Raw genomic sequence first — 18,306 nt, 5'->3', positions numbered from 1 at the left:
AAACTAATCGCTGGACGCCATTCTCTACATGAGAATGTTGCAGGATCACAAATAAGGATATTTGTTTACTATGAAGAAGTCATTATCAGGCCTCGCCCTGGTGTTGTGCGCGCACTTCGCTGCGCCCCTAAGTATCGCATCGCCCTTTAGCGAAAGCTACGCCGCCTATCAGCAGGCGCTGGCCGGGCAAGATAAAGCCCAGGTGGCGCTTACCGCTGCCAAGGCCTACGAGCTAGGTCAGGGCTATTTCGAATCAGACAGTATCGATCTGGTTAATCTCGAGCTTAATCTGGCCACTGCGCTGCAAGACAATGGCGAGAGCCAGGCCGCCCACGAGCATTTCAACAATGTCATTCAGGTCTATCGTAAGCACTTTGGCCGCGATGCCATAGAGCTTGTCGATCCCTTGATTGGCGCCGCCCAGACCATGGCCGCCTCGAGAGAAAAGGTGGATCTGTTCAAGCAGGCGATCGCCATCGCCGAGGACGCCGACAAGCCGCTGCTGCTGGCCGAGGTGAAGATGTTGACCTTCCATGGTTTAGCCTCGACCCGCTTTTATACCCGGGAGATACGTGACGAGGCGCTGGAAGCCTACGAGATCTATCGTCAAGAGATGCCGGCCGATGCCCTGGCAAGGCTCAAGGCCACCTATTATGTTGGCATGATCAAGGCGGCGGAAAAGAAGTATGACAAGGCGGTCCCTCTGCTCGAAGAGGTGATCAAGCAGTTCTCCGTGCTCGACTTTAGCCATCCCTACAAGCTGGCCGCCCATGCGCGTCTGGTGGAGATCTATGAGGCCGAAGGCGAGAGCGACAAGTCGACCCAGCATTGTGTGGCGATCGGCAGCATGAAGCCCTGGTCCGAGAAGCAGGAGCAGGCCCCCCTCTATCGGGAAGCGCCAAAGTACCCTATCTCCTATGCCAGAGATCGCCGGGAAGGCTGGACCCAGATGTCCTTTACCGTGGATGAGCAGGGGTTTGTGCGTGACCCTGTGGTGTTGGCCTCGGAAGGGGGGCAGCAGTTTACCCGCGAGTCGCTAAAGGCCATCAAGCGCTGGCGCTACGCCCCTAAGTTTGTCGATGGTAAACCCGTACCTGCCGAGGTGAGCGTGCAGCTCGAGTACAAGGTTAACTAATAAAAAGCCCGCGATAGATGCGGGCTTTTTAATGATACTTGTGGCCTAAAACAGCTTGCTGCCCCAACCCAGTTTGTTTCGAAGCACGTGGAAGTAGTTGTAGCCCTTGGGGTGGATCAGTCTGAGCCGCTCCTTACTGCGCCTGACGATGATCTCATCCCCCGGCAATACAGGTAGGGTGACGTGACCATCACAGCTCACCTCCAGGGCATCGCCGTTGTCTGGCGACACGACCAGCTTGATGATGCGGCAGGCGTCCACCACGATTGGGCGGCAGGAGAGGGTATGGGGAAACATGGGCACCAGGATCAGGGCTTCCAGGTTCGGCGTCAGTATGGCGCCGCCGGCAGACAACGAGTAGGCGGTCGAGCCCGTTGGGGTGGAGACTATCATGCCGTCGGCGCGCTGGCTGTACATGAACTTGTCGTCGATATAGACCTCGAACTCGATCATGTGGGCAATCTTGCCTGGGTGGAGCACCGCCTCGTTGACCGCTGTGTTGCTCGACTTCATCTCGCCGTGTCTGTGTACCTCAGATTCCAGCAGGAACCTGTGCTCAGTCTCATACTCGCCCTGGAGCACCTTGCCCAGGGCCTCTTCGAAGGTATCCGGGGGCAGGTCAGTAAGAAAGCCCAGGTTGCCGCGGTTAACGCCAATCACGCCGATATCGAAGCGGGCTAACACCCGTGCGGCGCCGAGCATGTTACCGTCACCGCCCACCACTATGGCCAGATCGCAATACTCGCCAATCTGCAGCAGATCCACGGATTTCACCTGTGGGCCTATCTCGGCGGCAACCCGCTCTTCGACATAAACATCGTAGGACTGCATGGTCAACCAATGATGCAGACGTTTGAGGGTCTTATGGGTCCCTGAGTGATGGGGTTTGCCGATTAAGCCGATTGAGTGAAACGCTTTGCTCATATTTCTGTTTGATCCATGCCTTAGGGGCTGTTGAACTTTCCTGTTTGTTTTTGCAGCAATTTGTAGGCCATTTATCCCAGGCAGAGCCCGTGTCATGTAGTTATTCTACATAAACGGGCGATAACGCAGTAGAAATGGCCTACAAAAGCTGCCCGAAGGGTTCATCTAAACAGCCCTTGAGTCGTGTGGCGTACTATTACATTGAATAAGTATGCGACACAGAACGGACCTTGAGTAAAAAGCGTTTAGATAGAACAAAAATCAAATCTGAAAGATAAACAGACCCTAGGGCTTGAAACCTCAAATTTGATCCCCATAATATGCCCAGAGCATGCAGAAACAAAGCATTTTTAGCTGGAGTAACAATGAGCAAAGAGTCAAACAAAGCCCAAGAACCACAGATTGAAGAAACCGAAGCTGTAGCCGTTGAAACCGAGGTGGTTGAAGATGCAGCCAGTTTGATGGACGAACTTACCCAAGCTAATTTCCGAGTTGAAGAGCTGGAGCAGGCCCTGGCTGCTGCCGAAGCTAAGGTGGAAGAGCAGAAAGATTCTGTGATCCGCGCCGCCGCCGAGGTAGAGAACGTGCGTCGCCGTGCGGCGATCGACGTCGAGAAGGCCCATAAGTTTGCCCTGGAGAAGTTTGCCAACGAGCTGCTACCTGTTATCGATAACATGGAGCGCGCACTGCAAGGCACCAGCAGTGAAGATGAGGCCACCAAGGCTATCTACGAAGGGGTTGAATTGACCCTGAAGACCTTCACCAGCGCCGTGGCCAAGTTTGGTCTGACCCAGGTCGATCCTCAGGGAGAAGCCTTTAATCCAGATCATCACCAGGCGATCGGTATGCAGCCTAGCGAGGAGTTCCCGGCCAATACCGTAATGATGGTGATGCAGAAAGGTTATATGTTAAACGAGCGTCTGTTGCGTCCAGCCATGGTGATGGTGTCTCAGGGCGGTGCCAGCGTCGATACTCAGGCTTAATAGCCAGAGGCTGATTTAAGTCAGCAATAGAAAGAGATTAAAAAAGGCCTCAAGATGAGGCCTTTTTTGTGGGCTAGGGAGCGGGCTTAGTCCGCCAGATAGGCGCGGATCTGCGCTTCGATGCCCGGGCCGTCCAGTTGTAGCTCGGCCAGGATCTCGCCGCACTCGCCATGCTTGATAAACTCATCGGGCAGGCCGATGTTGAGCACAGGCATAGGCAGCTTAAGCTGCTGCAGCAGTTCGAGTACCCCCGAGCCTGCGCCGCCCATGATGGCGTTCTCTTCCACAGTCACCAGCAGATCATGGCTGGCGGCCAGCTGTTTTACCAGCTCCACATCCAGCGGCTTAACGAAGCGCATGTCAGCCAGGGTGGCATCGAGCGCCTCGGCCGCCTGACTCGCCGACGCCAGTGTGGTACCGAAGTTGAGGATGGCGATCTTCTTGCCTTCGCGCTTGATCAGGCCCTTACCTATCTCAAATGCTGTCATTGTCTCGACCTGAGGCTCGCCGGTGGCGCTGCCTCTTGGGTAACGGATCGCCGTCGGTCCCTCGTTGTAACAGTAGCCTGTGTAGAGCATCTGGCGACATTCATTCTCATCCGACGGCGCCATGATCACCATGTTAGGAATGGCACGCATGTAGCTGAGATCAAAGGCGCCCTGGTGGGTCGGGCCGTCTGGGCCGACGATACCGCCTCGGTCGATGGCGAAGATCACCGGCAGTTTCTGCAGCGCCACGTCGTGGATCAGCTGATCATAGCCGCGTTGCAGGAAGGTGGAGTAGATCGCCAGTACCGGCTTATACCCCTCACAGGCGAAGCCCGCGGCGAGAGTCACCGCATGCTGCTCGGCGATGGCTGCATCGAAGTATTGTTTCGGGAAGCGCTGGGAGAACTCCACCATGCCTGAGCCTTCACGCATGGCAGGGGTGATCCCCAGTACCTTGTCATCTTTCTCGGCCATGTCACACAGCCAGCGACCAAACACCTGAGAGAAGGTGGGGTTAGCCGGTTTCGCAGCTGGCTTGGCAAAGGTTGAAGGATCAAATTTAGGCACCGCATGCCAGCCGATGGGGTCTTTCTCCGCCGGTTCATAGCCGCGTCCCTTCTTGGTCATGATGTGTAGAATCTGCGGGCCCGAGAGGTTACGCATGTTGCGCAGAGTCTCGACCAAGGCGTCGACATCATGGCCATCGATAGGGCCGATATAGTTAAAGCCCAGCTCCTCAAACATGGTGCCGGGGACGACCATGCCCTTGAGATGCTCTTCGGTGCGCTTGGCCATCTCCTTGATGACAGGCATGCCTTTGAGCACCTTCTTGCTGTTCTCGCGAATGGTGGTGTAGAGACGGCCCGACATCAGCTGCGCCAGGTGATTGTTCAGCGCACCGACGTTTTCGGAGATCGACATCTCGTTGTCGTTGAGCACGACCAGCATGTCGTTGTGCAGATCGCCGGCGTGGTTCATGGCCTCAAATACCATGCCGCCCGTCATGGCGCCGTCGCCGATGACCGCCACGACCTTGCGGCCCGCTTGTTCCTTCTCGGCGGCAACGGCCATAGCCAGCGCCGCACTAACAGAGGTACCTGAGTGACCTACGCTGAAGGTGTCATATTCGCTCTCTTCCCGCCAAGGGAAGGGGTGAATGCCGCCTTTTTGGCGTATGGTAGGCATCTTGTCCCGGCGACCCGTGAGGATCTTATGGGGATAGGCCTGGTGGCCTACGTCCCAGATCAGGCGATCGAACGGGGTGTTGTAGACATAGTGCAGGGCAACCGTCAGCTCGACCGTGCCCAGGCCAGAAGCAAAGTGGCCACTGGAGATGCCTACGGACTGTAGGAGATAACTTCTGAGTTCGTCAGCAAGTTTTGGTAGCACACCCTGGGGAAGCTGTCTTAATTCATCTGGGGTGTCGGCCTGTGCCAGCACAGGGTATTTCGTAATATCCAAACTCATAGCGAGATTCTTTGGCTCTTTATTATACTCTTCGCTCTATGATGAAACGGGCGAATTCGGCAATTAACTGGCTATTGTATGGTAATTTAGCCAGCGCTGATAGGGCGTCTTCGATCAAACTTTTCGCAGTCGCTTGGGCCCCGGATAAACCGAGTAGTTTCGGATAGGTACTCTTGTTCGATTCGCAGTCCGAGCCCTGGGGCTTACCCAGCTCTTCTGTGCTGGCGATGATGTCCAGCACGTCGTCTTGTACCTGGAAGGCGAGGCCGATGGCTTCGGCAAATGTTATCAGATGGCCTGCTTGCTCATCTGTGACCTTGGCAGCAATGATAGGTAATTCTACTGCACAGCGAATCAAGGCGCCGGTTTTTAATCTGTGTAACCGCTTTAGGGTCTCGAGATCTATCTGCCTGTCGGTGGCGTTAAGATCCATCGCCTGCCCTCCACACATGCCGCTGTAGCCAGATGCCTTGGCGAGGGCGCGCACCATGGCCAGTTGTTGATTTGCGCTCAGCTCGCTGCCTTCCTGGCTGATGATCTCGAAGGCCAAGGTTTGCAGGGCATCGCCAGCCAGGATGGCGGTGGCCTCATTAAAGGCGATATGCACAGTCGGCTGGCCGCGGCGCAGGGCGTCGTCGTCCATGGCCGGGAGATCGTCGTGGATCAGCGAGTAGGCATGAATACATTCGATGGCGGCGGCGCAGGCATCTAGCCTTTCCAGTGGCACACCCAGCATCTCGCCCACGGCGTAGACCAGAAAGGGGCGGATACGTTTTCCGCCAATCAGGGCGCCGTGTTCCATGGCGGCCTTGAGTTGTGGCTCGGTATCGTCTTGTGCATTGATAAAATGGCGCAGCTGGCCGTCGACGCGCTGCTGGTATCGCGTTATCGCTTCATTTAGCAATTATTCGCCCTCTGGCAGATAGGGTTGCAAGCTGGGTTGATCTTGTTCCTGGGTCAAGATAGAGACTTTCTGTTGGGCCTGTTCGAGTTTGCCTTGGCTGTTTCTGACCAGATTGATGCCGCGCTCAAATTGTTTGAGGGCGTCATCCAGAGAGACATCGCCCTGCTCCAGGCTGGTGACGATGTTTTCTAATTCTGTGAGTGACTCTTCGAAGGTCAGGTTTTCAGGTTTTTTGGCCACGGTGATTTTCCCAAGAATTTAGCGACAGACAAAGTATCTCAGTCGACCCTAGGGGTCAAATTGCGCTGTCGTATATTTGTGCAATAGCACGCTTTAAGGAGGTTTTTTTATAAAAAATTGAATTTGTAGCTAAACTTGCGTGTAAGCTGTCCGATAATTGAATTAGAACAATACTCAATTTTGTCAGATATTATATCGTAAACTCCCGTATGCGGTTAGGCGAATTCCCGTCTAATTGACGACTTTTGTGTCGTCGTCCAGGTCCTGGGAGATGCCTTTCATTGCAAGAGTGAGTAGAGTAGAGACCTGTCTCGAGATGATTATGGTGTTGACTGAGAGCTTGATCCCGAGATCAAGGTATTAGCAACGGCCGATACTGTAAATGAGGAAGAGTTGTGGATTTAGCGACCCTGATAGGCCTGATAGGTGCATTTGGTTTTATTATCGGAGCTATGGTCAGCAGTGGCGGTATCGCCATCTTTGTTGACGTGCCCTCTGTGCTTATCGTGATGATAGGCTCTCTGTTTGTGGTGATGATGAAATTTAACCTCAAACAGTTCCTCGGTGCGGTTAAGATCGCCGCAAAAGCCTTTATGTTCAAGATAGATAAGCCGGACGAGTTGATCGAGCAATCGGTCACCATGGCCGATGCTGCCCGTAAGGGGGGCTTTCTGGCCTTGGAAGAGGCGGAGATCAGCAACAGTTTCATGCAGAAAGCGGTCGACATGCTGGTGGATGGCCATGACGGCGAGGTGGTGCGTGAAGCCTTGGAGAAGGATATCGCCCTCACGGAAGAGCGCCATAAGACGGGGATTAGCATCTTCAAGGCGCTGGGTGATGTGGCGCCCGCCATGGGGATGATAGGTACCCTTATCGGTTTGGTGGCTATGCTGTCGAACATGGACGACCCTAAGTCTATCGGCCCCGCCATGGCGGTGGCCTTGTTGACCACACTCTATGGTGCAATTATCGCCAACATGATTGCCCTGCCGATTGCCGATAAACTCTCGCTGCGCATGGGCGAGGAGATGCTCAACCGCAACCTGATCATGGATGCGGTACTTGCCATTCAAGACGGTCAAAACCCAAGGGTCATCGAGGGATTCTTGAAGAATTACCTCTCGGAAAAGCAGCGAGAGATAGACACGACGGACGGGGAATAGCCAGATGGCTAAGAAGGTCAAATGCGATTGCCCTCCTGCCGGGGCGCCCATGTGGTTGGCAACCTTTGCCGACCTCATGTCGCTATTGATGTGTTTCTTCGTATTGCTGCTCGCCTTCTCCGAGATGGACGTGATGAAGTTCAAGCAGATCGCCGGGTCGATGAAGTATGCCTTCGGTGTGCAGAACAAGGTTGAAGTCAAAGATATTCCCAAGGGCACCTCGGTTATCGCACTGGAGTTTCGCCCCGGTAAGCCAGAACCCACCCCCATCGAGATCATCAATCAACAAACCAATGAGATGACCGAGCCCACCATTGAGGTGCAGGCAGGTGAAGACGATAGCGCCGGTGGTGTGCAGCAGCAGCGCGGTGAGCAGCGCGGTGGCGAAGCATCATCCACCGCTCAGGAAGAGGCTGACTCTGAAGCTCAGGCGAAGCAACAGCAGCAGGAGGCCGCGTCACAAGATCAGATCAATGATCAGGTGAAGAAGATGGCGCAGGAGCTCAACAAGGAGATCGTCGACGGGGCGATCGAGATTGAGTCCTTGGGGCAGCAGATCATCATTAGGATTCGTGAGAAGGGCGCCTTCTCATCGGGATCGGGTTTCCTGCAGCCCAGGTTTAAGCCTGTCGTTCGCCGTGTGGGCGAACTGCTCAAGGATGTTCCGGGGATCATTACCGTCTCCGGTCACACGGATGATATGAATATCAGCAACGAACTCTACAGCTCCAACTGGGATCTCTCTAGTAAGCGCGCCGTGGCCGTGGCCCATGAACTGGTGCGGGTGCCGGGCTTCGACCAGCAGCGGATGAAGGTGGTGGGCATGGCCAGCACGGCGCCGCTGGTGCCGAACGATTCGGCAGCCAACCGAGCCCGTAATCGCCGGGTCGAGATCGCCATCGAGCAGGGTAAGCCGAAGGAGTCAGACGAGATTCAAGTCGAGCAGTAGCCTGTCGCTCTAGTCATTACGGCAGGCAAACACCCTCTGCTAAGGCGTCCACACCGGTGGACGCTTTTCATTTCTACTAGCCTATCCTCAGCCACTCTCTTCGGAGCGGATTATCCTAAGCTGAATAAATATTGCGCACATTAAGGGGCCAAGGGCAGAAAATCCCTGCCGAGTCGCTGATTTATGGGCATTTGTGCACCGGGCTTGGTATAATGGCAAGATTGCTGTTTAAAATTATTCCCGCGGAACGCCCATGAAATTTATCGTAAAACTCTTTCCTGAAATCATGATGAAAAGCAAACCGGTAAGAATGCGTTTTACCAAGATGCTTGAAACCAATATCCGTAACGTGCTGCGCAAGGTCGATGAAGAGGCCAGAGTACAGCGCCAGTGGGATAAGATCATGGTCAGGGTGCCAGAAGACAAGCCAGAGATGATTGAGCGTTATGCCGAGCGTCTCGCCTGTATTCCGGGTATCGCCCATGTGCTGCAGGTGCGTGAGAGCACTTTTGAGTCGGTGGACGATATCTACCAGCAGACGTTGGCGCTCTATAAAGAGGAATTGGCCGGTAAGACTTTCTGTGTGCGGGTAAAGCGCAGCGGTAAGCATGAGTTCAACTCAATCGAGGTAGAGCGTTACGTGGGCGGTGGACTCAACCAGTTTACCGAGGCAGCCGGTGTCAGGTTGAAGAACCCCGACATGACGGTAAACCTTGAGATAGACAACGAGCATCTCTATCTTGTGGAGAAACGCATCGACGGCTTGGGCGGTTTCCCTATGGCGACCCAGGAAGATGTGCTGTCATTGATCTCAGGTGGTTTCGACTCAGGTGTCTCCAGCTTCCAGTTTATCAAGCGCGGCTCTAGAACCCATTACTGCTTCTTTAACCTGGGCGGTGACCAGCACGAGATCGGTGTGAAGCAGGTGGCCTATCATCTGTGGCAGAAGTATGGCGAGTCTCACAAGGTGAAATTTATCTCTGTGCCGTTCGACCCTGTGGTGCAGGAGATCCTGGAGAAGATAGATAACGGCCAGATGGGCGTTATCCTCAAGCGCATGATGATGCGCGCCGCCAGCCGTATCGCCGAGAAGATGGGCATTCAGGCGTTGGTGACGGGGGAGGCCATGGGGCAGGTGTCCAGCCAGACCCTGACTAACCTGAATGTGATCGACCGCAGCACAGATATGCTGATTCTGCGTCCACTGATCGTGATGGATAAGCAAGATATTATCAACATGAGCCGCGAGATCGGCACCGAAGACTTTGCCAAATCGATCCCTGAATACTGTGGCGTGATCTCACAGAAGCCGACAGTGAAGGCTGTGATGGGTAAGATCCTCGCCGAGGAGGAGAAGTTCTCCGAAGACTTGATCGACCGCGTGGTGGAAGCCGCCGAGGTGATCGATATTCGCGATATCGCCGTCAGCATGGATACCAAGATCACCGAGACTGAAACCGTCGATGCGGTCACAGGTGGTGAAGTGGTGGTGGACATTCGCTCGCCAGAAGAGGAAGAGCAGAGCCCGCTTAGCCTCAACGGCATCGAGGTGAAGTGTATTCCTTTCTTCAAGTTGGCGACCCAGTTTGCCGATCTCGATAAAGAGAAGACCTATCTGCTCTACTGCGACAGAGGCGTCATGAGCAAGCTACAGGCGCTCTACCTGCAGGAGCAGGGCTATCATAATGTGAAGGTCTATCGTCCCGCATAAGCGCTTTAAGCGGCTGTCTATAGAGAGCCAAGCATTAGAAAGCTAAGCATTCGAAAGCTAAGCATTCGAGATAAAGGCTGCCTTCGGGCGGCCTTTTTTATGAGCTGCTTTCAAGCGTAGAGCTATAAAACCTTGGATCTGTTTAGCTTCTCACGTAACGTATCTGGCGGGTCGGTCTCGCCTTTACTGCCAGAGATGGGTTAGTTGTGTTGGTGGGCTTAAAGCTGGCGGGCATAAAAAAGCCGCATCATAAGACGCGGCTTGTTGCTTATCGTTTGCAGCAGACTATCGTTAACTGCCGGCTGGCGATTACTCGGCGCGCTGGGCGCTGACGCTGGTGTCCGCCTGCTCGTCTTTCTGAGCAACCAGAATGGCGTTGAGGTCTTCATTCAGATCTTGTTGCATCTGCTCTAGGCCTTCGGCCAATTGTGCGCTGATGGCGGCATGCAGGTCTGTGGTATCGATAACGATTTCATCGGCAGTGGCAGCGGTTGAGGCTGAGAGTAGTGCGATGGCAAATACAGTTTTAAAGTTAATCATAGTGGTCGCCTCCGGGCGGCATATCTTGGGGTGTCAGACACTCCCCAAATACGTCGTAGAGGCTGTCTAACTTCAATCATTTCGTTGGCGCAAAATTTAACCAAAACCCCTTCCCTTTACAAACGATAAAATGTAACAATACGGATTAGAAAAACTAATTAAAATGTGAGACAAGGATCACTATGTCGAGACGTTTACCTCCATTGAATGCGGTGAAGGCTTTCGAGGCTGCAGCCCGTCACTTAAGCTTTACGCGCGCCGCGGAAGAACTTTTTGTGACACAGGCCGCAGTAAGTCATCAGATTAAGGCATTAGAAGAATATTTAGGGCTAAAGCTCTTTCGTCGTAAGAACCGATCTTTGCTGCTGACTGAAGAGGGGCAGGGCTACTTTCTCGACATAAAAGATATCTTTGTGCAGTTGGCCGATGCGACAGATAGATTGCTGGCCCGAAGTGCCATAGGCTCGCTCACGGTAAGCACTTCGCCCAGTTTTGCCATTCAGTGGCTGGTGCCCCGCTTGGCGAATTTCAGCGAGAATAATCCCGACATCGACGTGCGGATCAAGGCGGTGGACGACGAGACCAGCAGCCTGACCGACGATGTGGATGTGGCCATCTATTACGGCATGGGCAACTGGCCAGGGCTGCGTGCCGACAAGCTGAGAAACGAGGTGTTGATCCCTGTCTGTTCGCCCATGTTGCTTAGCGGCCCCAAGCCGTTATCCCAGCCGAGCGACCTGAAACATCACACCCTGCTGCATGACTCTAGCCGTCATGATTGGCAGGCTTGGTTTAGACAATGTGGAATTAATGACATTAATGTGAACCAGGGTCCTATCTTCAGTCACTCCTCCTTGGTGTTGCAGGCTGCCGCTCACGGTCAGGGAGTCGCATTGGGTTACAGCGTATTGGCCCGTCCCGACATCAAGGCCGGGCGCCTGGTGTGTCCTTTCCCCGAGGTGTTGGTGAGTAAGAACGCCTATTACCTGGTGTGTCAGCAAAACCACGCCGAGATAGGTAAGATAGTCGCCTTCAGAAAGTGGATGCTGGACATGTTCGAAGAGGAGTCTCGCAGCGAACTACTGCCGGGCTAACCCGATTGAATTACCTGGCTACGCCCTTCATGGGTGGTGAGCCAAAGATAAAGAGGCGAGATGAGTTTTACCCAAAGCTTGAATGTACGGCTCGAGGCGGCCGAGTTGCCCGCAAGTCAGTGCCTGTTCTCGGGCCCGCTGGATGATAATGCGCTGGCCTGCGACACCTTTGTGGTGCTGGCTCATGGCGCTGGCGCCAACATGGAACACGAATTCATGACGCAGATGGCCGAACGGCTAGGCTCTAGAAATAGTGGTGAGCATGATGGAAAACAAGCAATAGCCGTGCTGCGTTTTAACTTTCCCTACATGCGCAGTAACGCCATAGATGGTAAGCGCAGGCCGCCGGACAGGGCACCTAAACTGATTAAAGATTTTAGCCTGCTGATAGAGACGGTGCGTGAGGTTTATAAGCCCAAGCGCCTGGTGGTGATGGGCAAGTCCATGGGCGGACGCATGGCGGCAATACTCGCTGGCGAGCAAGCGGTCGATGGTGTTATCTGTTTGGGTTATCCCTTCGTGCCGCCTAAAGGGGGCGAGCCAAGACTAGAGCCTATCGCCGAGTGTCAGGCGCCGCTCTTGGTGATACAGGGGGAGCGCGATAAATTTGGCGCCAAAGGGCAGGTAGAACCTTGGCTTGCACCTTTTAACGCCAAACTCCAGTGGTTAACCGATGGGGATCATAGTTTTTTACCAAGAAAGTCGTCAGGCACGACCCAAAGCGCTAATCTGGATTTGGCAGTCTCACATAGTATTAAATTTATTAGGGGGTTAGATGCGTAAAGGGTTTTTATTGCTGGCGGCCTTGAGTGGTTTTTTAGCCGTAGCCCTGGGAGCCTTCGGCGCCCATGGACTCAAGCAGGTGACCACGCCAGAGATGATCGACATCTTTAATCTTGGGGTCGAGTATCAGTTCTATCACACCTTTGCCCTGATCGCCGTGGCCTTTAGTGGCCACTGGCTCAAGTCGCGCCTGATCGATTGGGCGGGTTATCTGTTCCTGCTGGGCATAGTGATGTTTTCCGGTTCCCTCTACCTCTACGTGTTGGTGGGCAGCAAGTGGACTGGCCCTGTGACCCCCATGGGGGGCGTCTGCTTCCTGCTGGGGTGGTTATTCATCGCGGTGGCCGTGTGGCGTAATCGCGTGGTGGAGCTGGACGATTAGCCAGCCGCTAAGATAATCGTATTCATTTTCGAGAAAGTGTAGAATGGCGCCCCAATGATATGGGTCGCCATTTTTTATTCAGGATCTTCCTATGATAAACCTATTTTTATATTGCCGTGCCGGCTACGAGAAAGACTGCGCAGCCGAGATCCAGCAGCGAGCTGCGGAGCTGAATGTTGGCGGCTTTGTAAAGACCAATCGTAACGACGGGTATGTGATTTTTCAGTGCTTCCAGGCGGGAGATGCCGATCTGCTGGCCGAGCAGATCGAGCTGGACTCGCTTATCTTCACTCGTCAGATGTTTGCCGCCAATGAGCTGCTCAAAGATCTGCCCGAAGGCGATCGCGTCACGCCCATCGTCGATGCACTGGCTAAGGTGAGCAAGGCAGGCGAACTCAGAGTCGAGACGCCAGATACCAATGAGGCCAAGGAGCTATCGACCTTCTGTCGTAAGTTAACCGTGCCCCTGAGACAGGCGCTGAAACGTAGTGGTGCCCTGCTTGAGAAAGAAAACCCTAAGCGTCCTATCATACATGTTTGTTTCGTCGGGCCGGGCACCGCCTACGTGGGCTACTCGCTGAGCCACAACAGTTCTCCCTATTTCATGGGGATCCCCAGACTCAAGATGGCCAGCGATGCGCCGAGCCGCTCAACCCTCAAGCTGGACGAAGCCTTCATCCACTTCATCCCTAAGTCGGAGCAGGAGCAGCGTCTGCGCAGCGGCATGAACTCTGTGGATCTCGGCGCCTGTCCAGGTGGCTGGACCTATCAGCTGGTTCGCCGCGGCATGTTTGTGGCGGCGGTGGACAACGGCCCGATGGCGCAAAACCTGATGGACACCGGGCAGGTGAGACACTACCAGGCCGACGGCTTCCGTTTCGAGCCACCTAAGAAGAATATCTACTGGCTGGTATGCGACATGGTTGAGAAGCCTTCGCGAGTGGCCGAGCTAATGGAGGCCTGGGCAATCAATGGCTGGTTTAAGGAAGCGATCTTTAACCTTAAGCTACCGATGAAGAGCCGCTATAAAGAGGTATCGACGATTTTGGCGACCATGCAAGAGGTGCTAAAAGAAAATGGTATCGACGACTTCCATCTGGCCTGTAAGCATCTGTACCATGATAGAGATGAGGTGACTGTGCATCTCTGGCTAAAACCTAGCGTCGGATTTAATTTTGGTTAACAACATAATCCATGGTTAACAACAGAATCATTGGTTAACAATAGAATCATTGGCTAACTTAAGAAATGTCGGTTAACTAAAGAATTATCGGATAATAAAAAGCCCCGCGATTGCGGGGCTTTTTGTTTTAGCTTATTCGCTTACGGCTACTTGGTCTATTAAAGACGCTCGAGTACCGCCTGAGTGAAGTCAGAGGTTCCGTGAGTACCGCCAAGGTCGCGAGTCGTGCGATCGCCTTCTTCGATCACGGCAGAAACCGCCGCGCGAATGGCTTGCGCCTTGTCTGACATGCCCAGGTATTCCAGCATCTGGATTGATGCCAGGATCACCGAAGTTGGGTTAGCCAGGTTCTTACCTGCGATATCTGGCGCACTGCCGTGTACCGCTTCGAAGATCGCCGCGTTCTTGCCGATGTTGGCGCCAGGTGCCATACCCAGGCCGCCCACAAGACCGGCACACAGATCCGATAGGATGTCGCCGAACAGGTTGGTGGTGACGATCACATCGAAGTTTTCTGGGTTCATCACAAGCTTCATACAGGTCGCGTCGACAATCATCTCTTCAGTGGTGATGTCTGGGTAACGCTGGCTCACTTCACGAGCTACCTTCAGGAACAGGCCTGAGGTCGACTTCATGATGTTAGCCTTGTGTACGATAGTCACCTTCTTACGACCCTCTTTACGCGCTAGCTCGTAGGCGAAGGTAGTGATCTGCTCGGCACCCTGACGGGTAATGATACTGGTGGCTTCAGCCGTCGCACCATCTTCTGAAACGGTTTGACCTAGGCCTGAGTACATGCCTTCGGTGTTTTCACGTACCGTGATGATGTCGATGTTGTCATAACGTGCCTGAGTGCCTTTAAAAGACAATACAGGACGTACGTTGGCATATAAGCCGAATTTTTTACGTAAAGTGACGTTGATTGAGGTGAAACCTTCGCCGACAGGGGTCGTTAGTGGCCCTTTCAGCGTGATACGGTTCTTCTCGATCATATCCAGTGTACGTTGAGGTAGAAGTTCACCTTGCTTCTCAAGTGCGGCTAGGCCAGCATCGGCAAATTCGTATTCGAAATCACATCCAGCTTTATCTAAGATCTTGATTGCTGAGTCGATTATGCTTGGGCCAATCCCATCACCCGGGATAACGGTAATAGTTCTTTTTGACATGGAGAGTCCTTCCACGGTTGGTCGTTACTGCTATTGTCTGACCATGTCGAAAGACACGGTGTTATGACTATGAATTTTTAGAATCTTATCGGTCTTATTTTAACTACTTTTGCGCAAATTTCACAGGAAATAGTGAGCAATCTCACGTTTTTTTGTGTAGGCTAACTTGCAATAACAAAGGCTAATGACGATGATTGATCCTTAAGCGTTAAAAAAGTCTACTTTAGTCTAATAACTCAGGCTACATCCGTTAATGACAAGCTGCATCCGTTAATAATAAGTTAAAAACGAGGAAGACCTTGAAGCCATTACCGACCCTATCCCTCTTGTGTGCCAGTCTTTTTTCTTGCGCCGCCTTCAGCGCCGATGTGACACCCGATGTCATCATGAAATTCGAATCTCTCAATAAGCCAGTGCTCGCCGCTAATGGCAGTGCCTTTGCCGTCGAGGTCGGTCCCGACAGGGGAGACAGTCACGGCATGGTGAAGCGCCTAGACAGCGAGCAAAGTTATACCGTGGCGGGGGGCAGCAAGCCGCTGATCAGCCATGATGGCCGTTTCGCCGCCTTTGCTATCGCGCCAGCCTTGCTTGAGCAGGAAAAAGCCAGCCCCAAGGCCCGCAAGAAACTTAAGGCCGGTCTGGCGCTGTTGGATACTCAATCTGGCAAAGAAACCCGCTATGACAAGGTGAAGGAGTTTGCCTTTAACGATGCCGGAACCCATCTGGCCATCTGGTATGAGGCCGGTGAAGAGGCCGATAGTGATAAGAAGGATGAGCCGGAAGCCAACGACAAGAATAACGAGGCTAAGCCTGCGCCCGCTGCCAACAAGCCCAAAGTCGATAAGTATGACAAGGGACGTACCTTAGAGGTGGTGAACCTGAAGGCGGGGAGCAGTGAGAAAATTGCCAATGTGACCGCCTTTTATTTCGATAAGGCGGGTCGCCAGCTGGTGGTGGCACAGAATGATGTTGCCAACAATCTGCACAGAGTGCAGCGCATGGACCTTGCGAGCGGTGAGCTAGAGGTGATTGCCGGTTTTGTGGATCAACAAGTAGGCGCCGTGTCTGCCAGCGAAGATGGCAAATATGTTGCCTTTACCTATGGCAAGGCCAGCGATGCCCCCTGGGGTCGTGAATATCATCTCGCCCTGCATCAAGCGGGTAGCGACAAGCTGCATCAGGTGGCCAACACCAAAGAGTGGACCCTTAACCGTTACAGTGAGCTGACCTTCTCCGATGACAGTAAGCGTTTGTTCTTCGGCCGTGTGCCCGAGGTGAGTCAGCAGCTAGAGCTGCCTAAGGTGGCCAAGGCAGACGATCTCTATGATCCTGAGGTGATCACTGGCCAGCGCGAACTCAGGGTTTGGCATGGTGACGACCCACGCATCAAGCCAAACGAGGTCAAGCAGTATAAGAAAGAGTTGAAACGCACCTATCTGGCGGTGTTGCACCTGGGCTCTAAGCAGGTGGTGCAGCTGGCCGATCAGGCGGTGCCGGATATTGAGCTTGGTCAGCAGCAGCGCTTCATGCTCGCCAGCACAGATGTGCCTTACCTTAAGATGATCACCTGGGCCGGTTTCTACCGCGACTATTATCTGGTGGATCTCAACACAGGGCGCAAGCAGTCGTTTCTCGTTCAGCAACCTGTTTCCGAGAAGCCGTCGCTGTCGCCTAACGAGCGCTTCGTGGCCTATTATCAGCAGGGCAATATCTTCCTGTATCAGATCGCCCAGGATAGCCGGGTCAAGCTGACCAAAGATTTCAAGACGCCGTTTGCCGACGAAGATCATGACTATCCGTCTGTGGCGCCAGGCTACGGACTAGGCCCTTGGGTCGAAGATGGCTCGGCCTTCCTGGCCTACGATAAGTATGATATCTGGCAGTTCAATACCGATTCTCGCGATGCGTTTCGTCTCACGGCCGCCAAGGGACGTAAGGCGCAGATCCAGTATCGCGTTACGGGCTTGCTAGACAAGGCGGACAAGCCGGATCTGCTTAAGGCGGATCAGAACCTGCTGCTGCATGGCTATAACGAGCGCACCAAGGGCGATGGTTTCTACAGCGCCAAGGTGGGCGTCTCTGGCGTCAAGCCGCTGATGGAGGGCGACTATAAGCTCAAGCTGCTGGCCCGTGCCGAAGAGAGTGATAAGGTGCTGTTTTCTAAGGAGCGTTATGATCTCTACCCGGATCTCTATGCCAGCGATCTGCAAAGCCCTGAGCAGGCGATCCGCCAGACCCGTCTCGACGACCAGAAGCGTCAGCTCGATTGGGGGAAGGCCGAGTTGGTGCACTGGACCAATGGCGATGGCAAGCCGCTCGATGGCGTGCTGATCAAGCCATCTAACTATGTGGCCGGTAAGCGTTACCCTGTGCTGGTTTATTTCTACCGTTTCATGAGCGACAGGTTGCACGCCTTCCCAGACATGAAGCTGAACCACAGACCTAACTTTGCCTGGTATGCCGATAACGGCTATGCCATCTTCCTGCCGGATATCCGTTTCGAGGTGGGTTATCCAGGCGCGAGCTCGGTTCAGGCGCTGACCTCTGGGGTGCAGAAGCTTATCGATATGGGAATCGCCGCCCCAGATGGCGTGGGCATCCAGGGCCATTCCTGGGGCGGCTACCAGACTGCCTTTGCCGTGACGCAGACCTCTATCTTCAAGGCGGCGGTCACCGGCGCACCTGTGTCTAACATGACCAGCGCCTATAGCGGCATTCGTCATGGCACTGGGCTTGCGCGACAGTTCCAGTATGAGACGGGGCAGAGCCGTATCGGTGAGAGCCTGTTTAAGGCGCCGCAGAAATATATCGAAAACTCGCCCGTCTTCTATGTCGAGCGGATCAAGACGCCTATGATGATCATGTTTGGCGATAAAGACGATGCAGTGCCTTGGGAGCAAGGGGTTGAGCTGTATCTGGCCATGCGCCGTGCGGGTAAGGATGTGGTGTTCCTCCAGTATCAGGATGAGCCACATCATCTGAAGAAATATCCGAACAAGGTCGACTATAGCCTGCGCATGATGCAATACTTCGAGCACTACCTTAAGGGCAAGCCAGCGCCTAAGTGGCTGTCTGAGGGAGAGGCCTATCAAGAGTATAAGAAGGCGGGCTAAGCCCAACTTGTCTACCTTAAGCCGGGCCTAGCCCGGCTTTTTTATGGCGTGTCTTAATAGTGTGCGCACGCTAAGATGATA

At 53.8% G+C, this 18,306-nt stretch carries 16 protein-coding genes; 10 read left to right on the top strand and 6 right to left on the bottom strand.

The annotated features are described in order from the left end of the window. Window positions 1-70: 70 nt before the first annotated feature. The gene (locus tag AYI87_RS16230) at window positions 71-1,135 is read left to right on the top strand and encodes a TonB family protein (RefSeq protein WP_144203763.1); all 1,065 of its coding nucleotides are present in this window, start codon (window positions 71-73) and stop codon (window positions 1,133-1,135) included. Window positions 1,136-1,180: 45 nt separating this feature from the next. Here AYI87_RS16230 and nadK read toward each other — a convergent pair whose 3' ends face one another. Further along, a complete protein-coding gene (nadK, locus tag AYI87_RS16225) occupies window positions 1,181-2,059 on the bottom strand; it encodes an NAD(+) kinase (protein ID WP_144203762.1) in 879 nt (292 codons plus the stop codon). 365 nt (window positions 2,060-2,424) lie between these two features. Here nadK and grpE point away from each other — a divergent pair, with 365 nt between their 5' ends. After that, window positions 2,425-3,042, top strand: a complete 618-nt coding sequence (gene grpE / locus AYI87_RS16220) for a nucleotide exchange factor GrpE (protein ID WP_011866569.1) — start codon at window positions 2,425-2,427, stop codon at window positions 3,040-3,042. An 86-nt stretch (window positions 3,043-3,128) separates the two neighbouring features. Here grpE and dxs read toward each other — a convergent pair whose 3' ends face one another. Genes dxs through xseB form a run of 3 tightly spaced genes read right to left on the bottom strand, consistent with a single transcriptional unit; the run spans window position 3,129 to window position 6,141 of the window. Then, a complete protein-coding gene (dxs, locus tag AYI87_RS16215) occupies window positions 3,129-4,997 on the bottom strand; it encodes a 1-deoxy-D-xylulose-5-phosphate synthase (protein WP_144203761.1) in 1,869 nt (622 codons plus the stop codon). A 22-nt stretch (window positions 4,998-5,019) separates the two neighbouring features. After that, entirely contained in the window at window positions 5,020-5,901 is an 882-nt protein-coding gene (gene ispA / locus AYI87_RS16210) for a (2E,6E)-farnesyl diphosphate synthase (protein ID WP_144203760.1), read from the bottom strand. Next, window positions 5,902-6,141, bottom strand: a complete 240-nt coding sequence (xseB, locus tag AYI87_RS16205) for an exodeoxyribonuclease VII small subunit (protein ID WP_011866566.1) — start codon at window positions 6,139-6,141, stop codon at window positions 5,902-5,904. It abuts the gene before it with no gap. Window positions 6,142-6,536: 395 nt separating this feature from the next. Here xseB and pomA point away from each other — a divergent pair, with 395 nt between their 5' ends. The 3 genes from pomA to thiI all read left to right on the top strand — a co-directional run bounded on the left by pomA (window position 6,537) and on the right by thiI (window position 9,964). Then, on the top strand, window positions 6,537-7,304 hold the full coding sequence (gene pomA, locus AYI87_RS16200) for a flagellar motor protein PomA (protein WP_011866565.1): 768 nt from the start codon (window positions 6,537-6,539) through the stop codon (window positions 7,302-7,304). Between the two features lie 4 nt (window positions 7,305-7,308). After that, window positions 7,309-8,253: a flagellar motor protein MotB gene (locus tag AYI87_RS16195; protein WP_144203759.1), complete on the top strand. Its 945-nt coding sequence runs from the start codon at window positions 7,309-7,311 to the stop codon at window positions 8,251-8,253. A gap of 253 nt (window positions 8,254-8,506) precedes the next feature. After that, window positions 8,507-9,964, top strand: coding sequence for a tRNA uracil 4-sulfurtransferase ThiI (gene thiI, locus AYI87_RS16190; RefSeq protein WP_144203758.1), 1,458 nt, complete (start codon window positions 8,507-8,509; stop codon window positions 9,962-9,964). A 309-nt stretch (window positions 9,965-10,273) separates the two neighbouring features. Here the strand turns inward: thiI and AYI87_RS16185 are convergent, their stop codons facing one another. Continuing rightward, window positions 10,274-10,504, bottom strand: a complete 231-nt coding sequence (locus tag AYI87_RS16185; protein ID WP_011866562.1) for a hypothetical protein — start codon at window positions 10,502-10,504, stop codon at window positions 10,274-10,276. Window positions 10,505-10,686: 182 nt separating this feature from the next. Between AYI87_RS16185 and AYI87_RS16180 the strand changes: the two genes are divergently transcribed. The 4 genes from AYI87_RS16180 to rlmM all read left to right on the top strand — a co-directional run bounded on the left by AYI87_RS16180 (window position 10,687) and on the right by rlmM (window position 13,946). After that, entirely contained in the window at window positions 10,687-11,598 is a 912-nt protein-coding gene (locus AYI87_RS16180) for a transcriptional regulator GcvA (protein ID WP_011866561.1), read from the top strand. 60 nt (window positions 11,599-11,658) lie between these two features. Further along, complete coding sequence (locus AYI87_RS16175; RefSeq protein ID WP_186300656.1) at window positions 11,659-12,381, top strand: alpha/beta fold hydrolase; 723 nt, start codon at window positions 11,659-11,661, stop codon at window positions 12,379-12,381. After that, a complete protein-coding gene (locus tag AYI87_RS16170; RefSeq protein WP_041509171.1) occupies window positions 12,374-12,763 on the top strand; it encodes a DUF423 domain-containing protein in 390 nt (129 codons plus the stop codon). Before AYI87_RS16175 ends, AYI87_RS16170 begins: the two co-directional genes overlap by 8 nt. 91 nt (window positions 12,764-12,854) lie before the next feature. Continuing rightward, window positions 12,855-13,946 (top strand): 23S rRNA (cytidine(2498)-2'-O)-methyltransferase RlmM, encoded by a 1,092-nt coding sequence (gene rlmM / locus AYI87_RS16165; protein ID WP_144203757.1) that lies wholly within the window; start codon window positions 12,855-12,857, stop codon window positions 13,944-13,946. Between the two features lie 158 nt (window positions 13,947-14,104). On the opposite strand, the gene AYI87_RS16160 is transcribed toward rlmM, so the two are convergent. Continuing rightward, window positions 14,105-15,112 (bottom strand): isocitrate dehydrogenase, encoded by a 1,008-nt coding sequence (locus tag AYI87_RS16160; protein ID WP_011866557.1) that lies wholly within the window; start codon window positions 15,110-15,112, stop codon window positions 14,105-14,107. 299 nt (window positions 15,113-15,411) lie between these two features. Between AYI87_RS16160 and AYI87_RS16155 the strand changes: the two genes are divergently transcribed. After that, on the top strand, window positions 15,412-18,225 hold the full coding sequence (locus AYI87_RS16155; RefSeq protein WP_144203756.1) for an alpha/beta hydrolase family protein: 2,814 nt from the start codon (window positions 15,412-15,414) through the stop codon (window positions 18,223-18,225). Window positions 18,226-18,306 lie beyond the last annotated feature (81 nt).

The sequence above is a fragment of the Shewanella sp. KCT genome, assembly GCF_007636505.1.
Lineage (GTDB): Bacteria > Pseudomonadota > Gammaproteobacteria > Enterobacterales > Shewanellaceae > Shewanella > Shewanella halotolerans.
The sequence above is the reverse complement of the archived record's forward strand: the minus strand, read 5'-3'. Positions and strand labels throughout refer to the sequence as shown.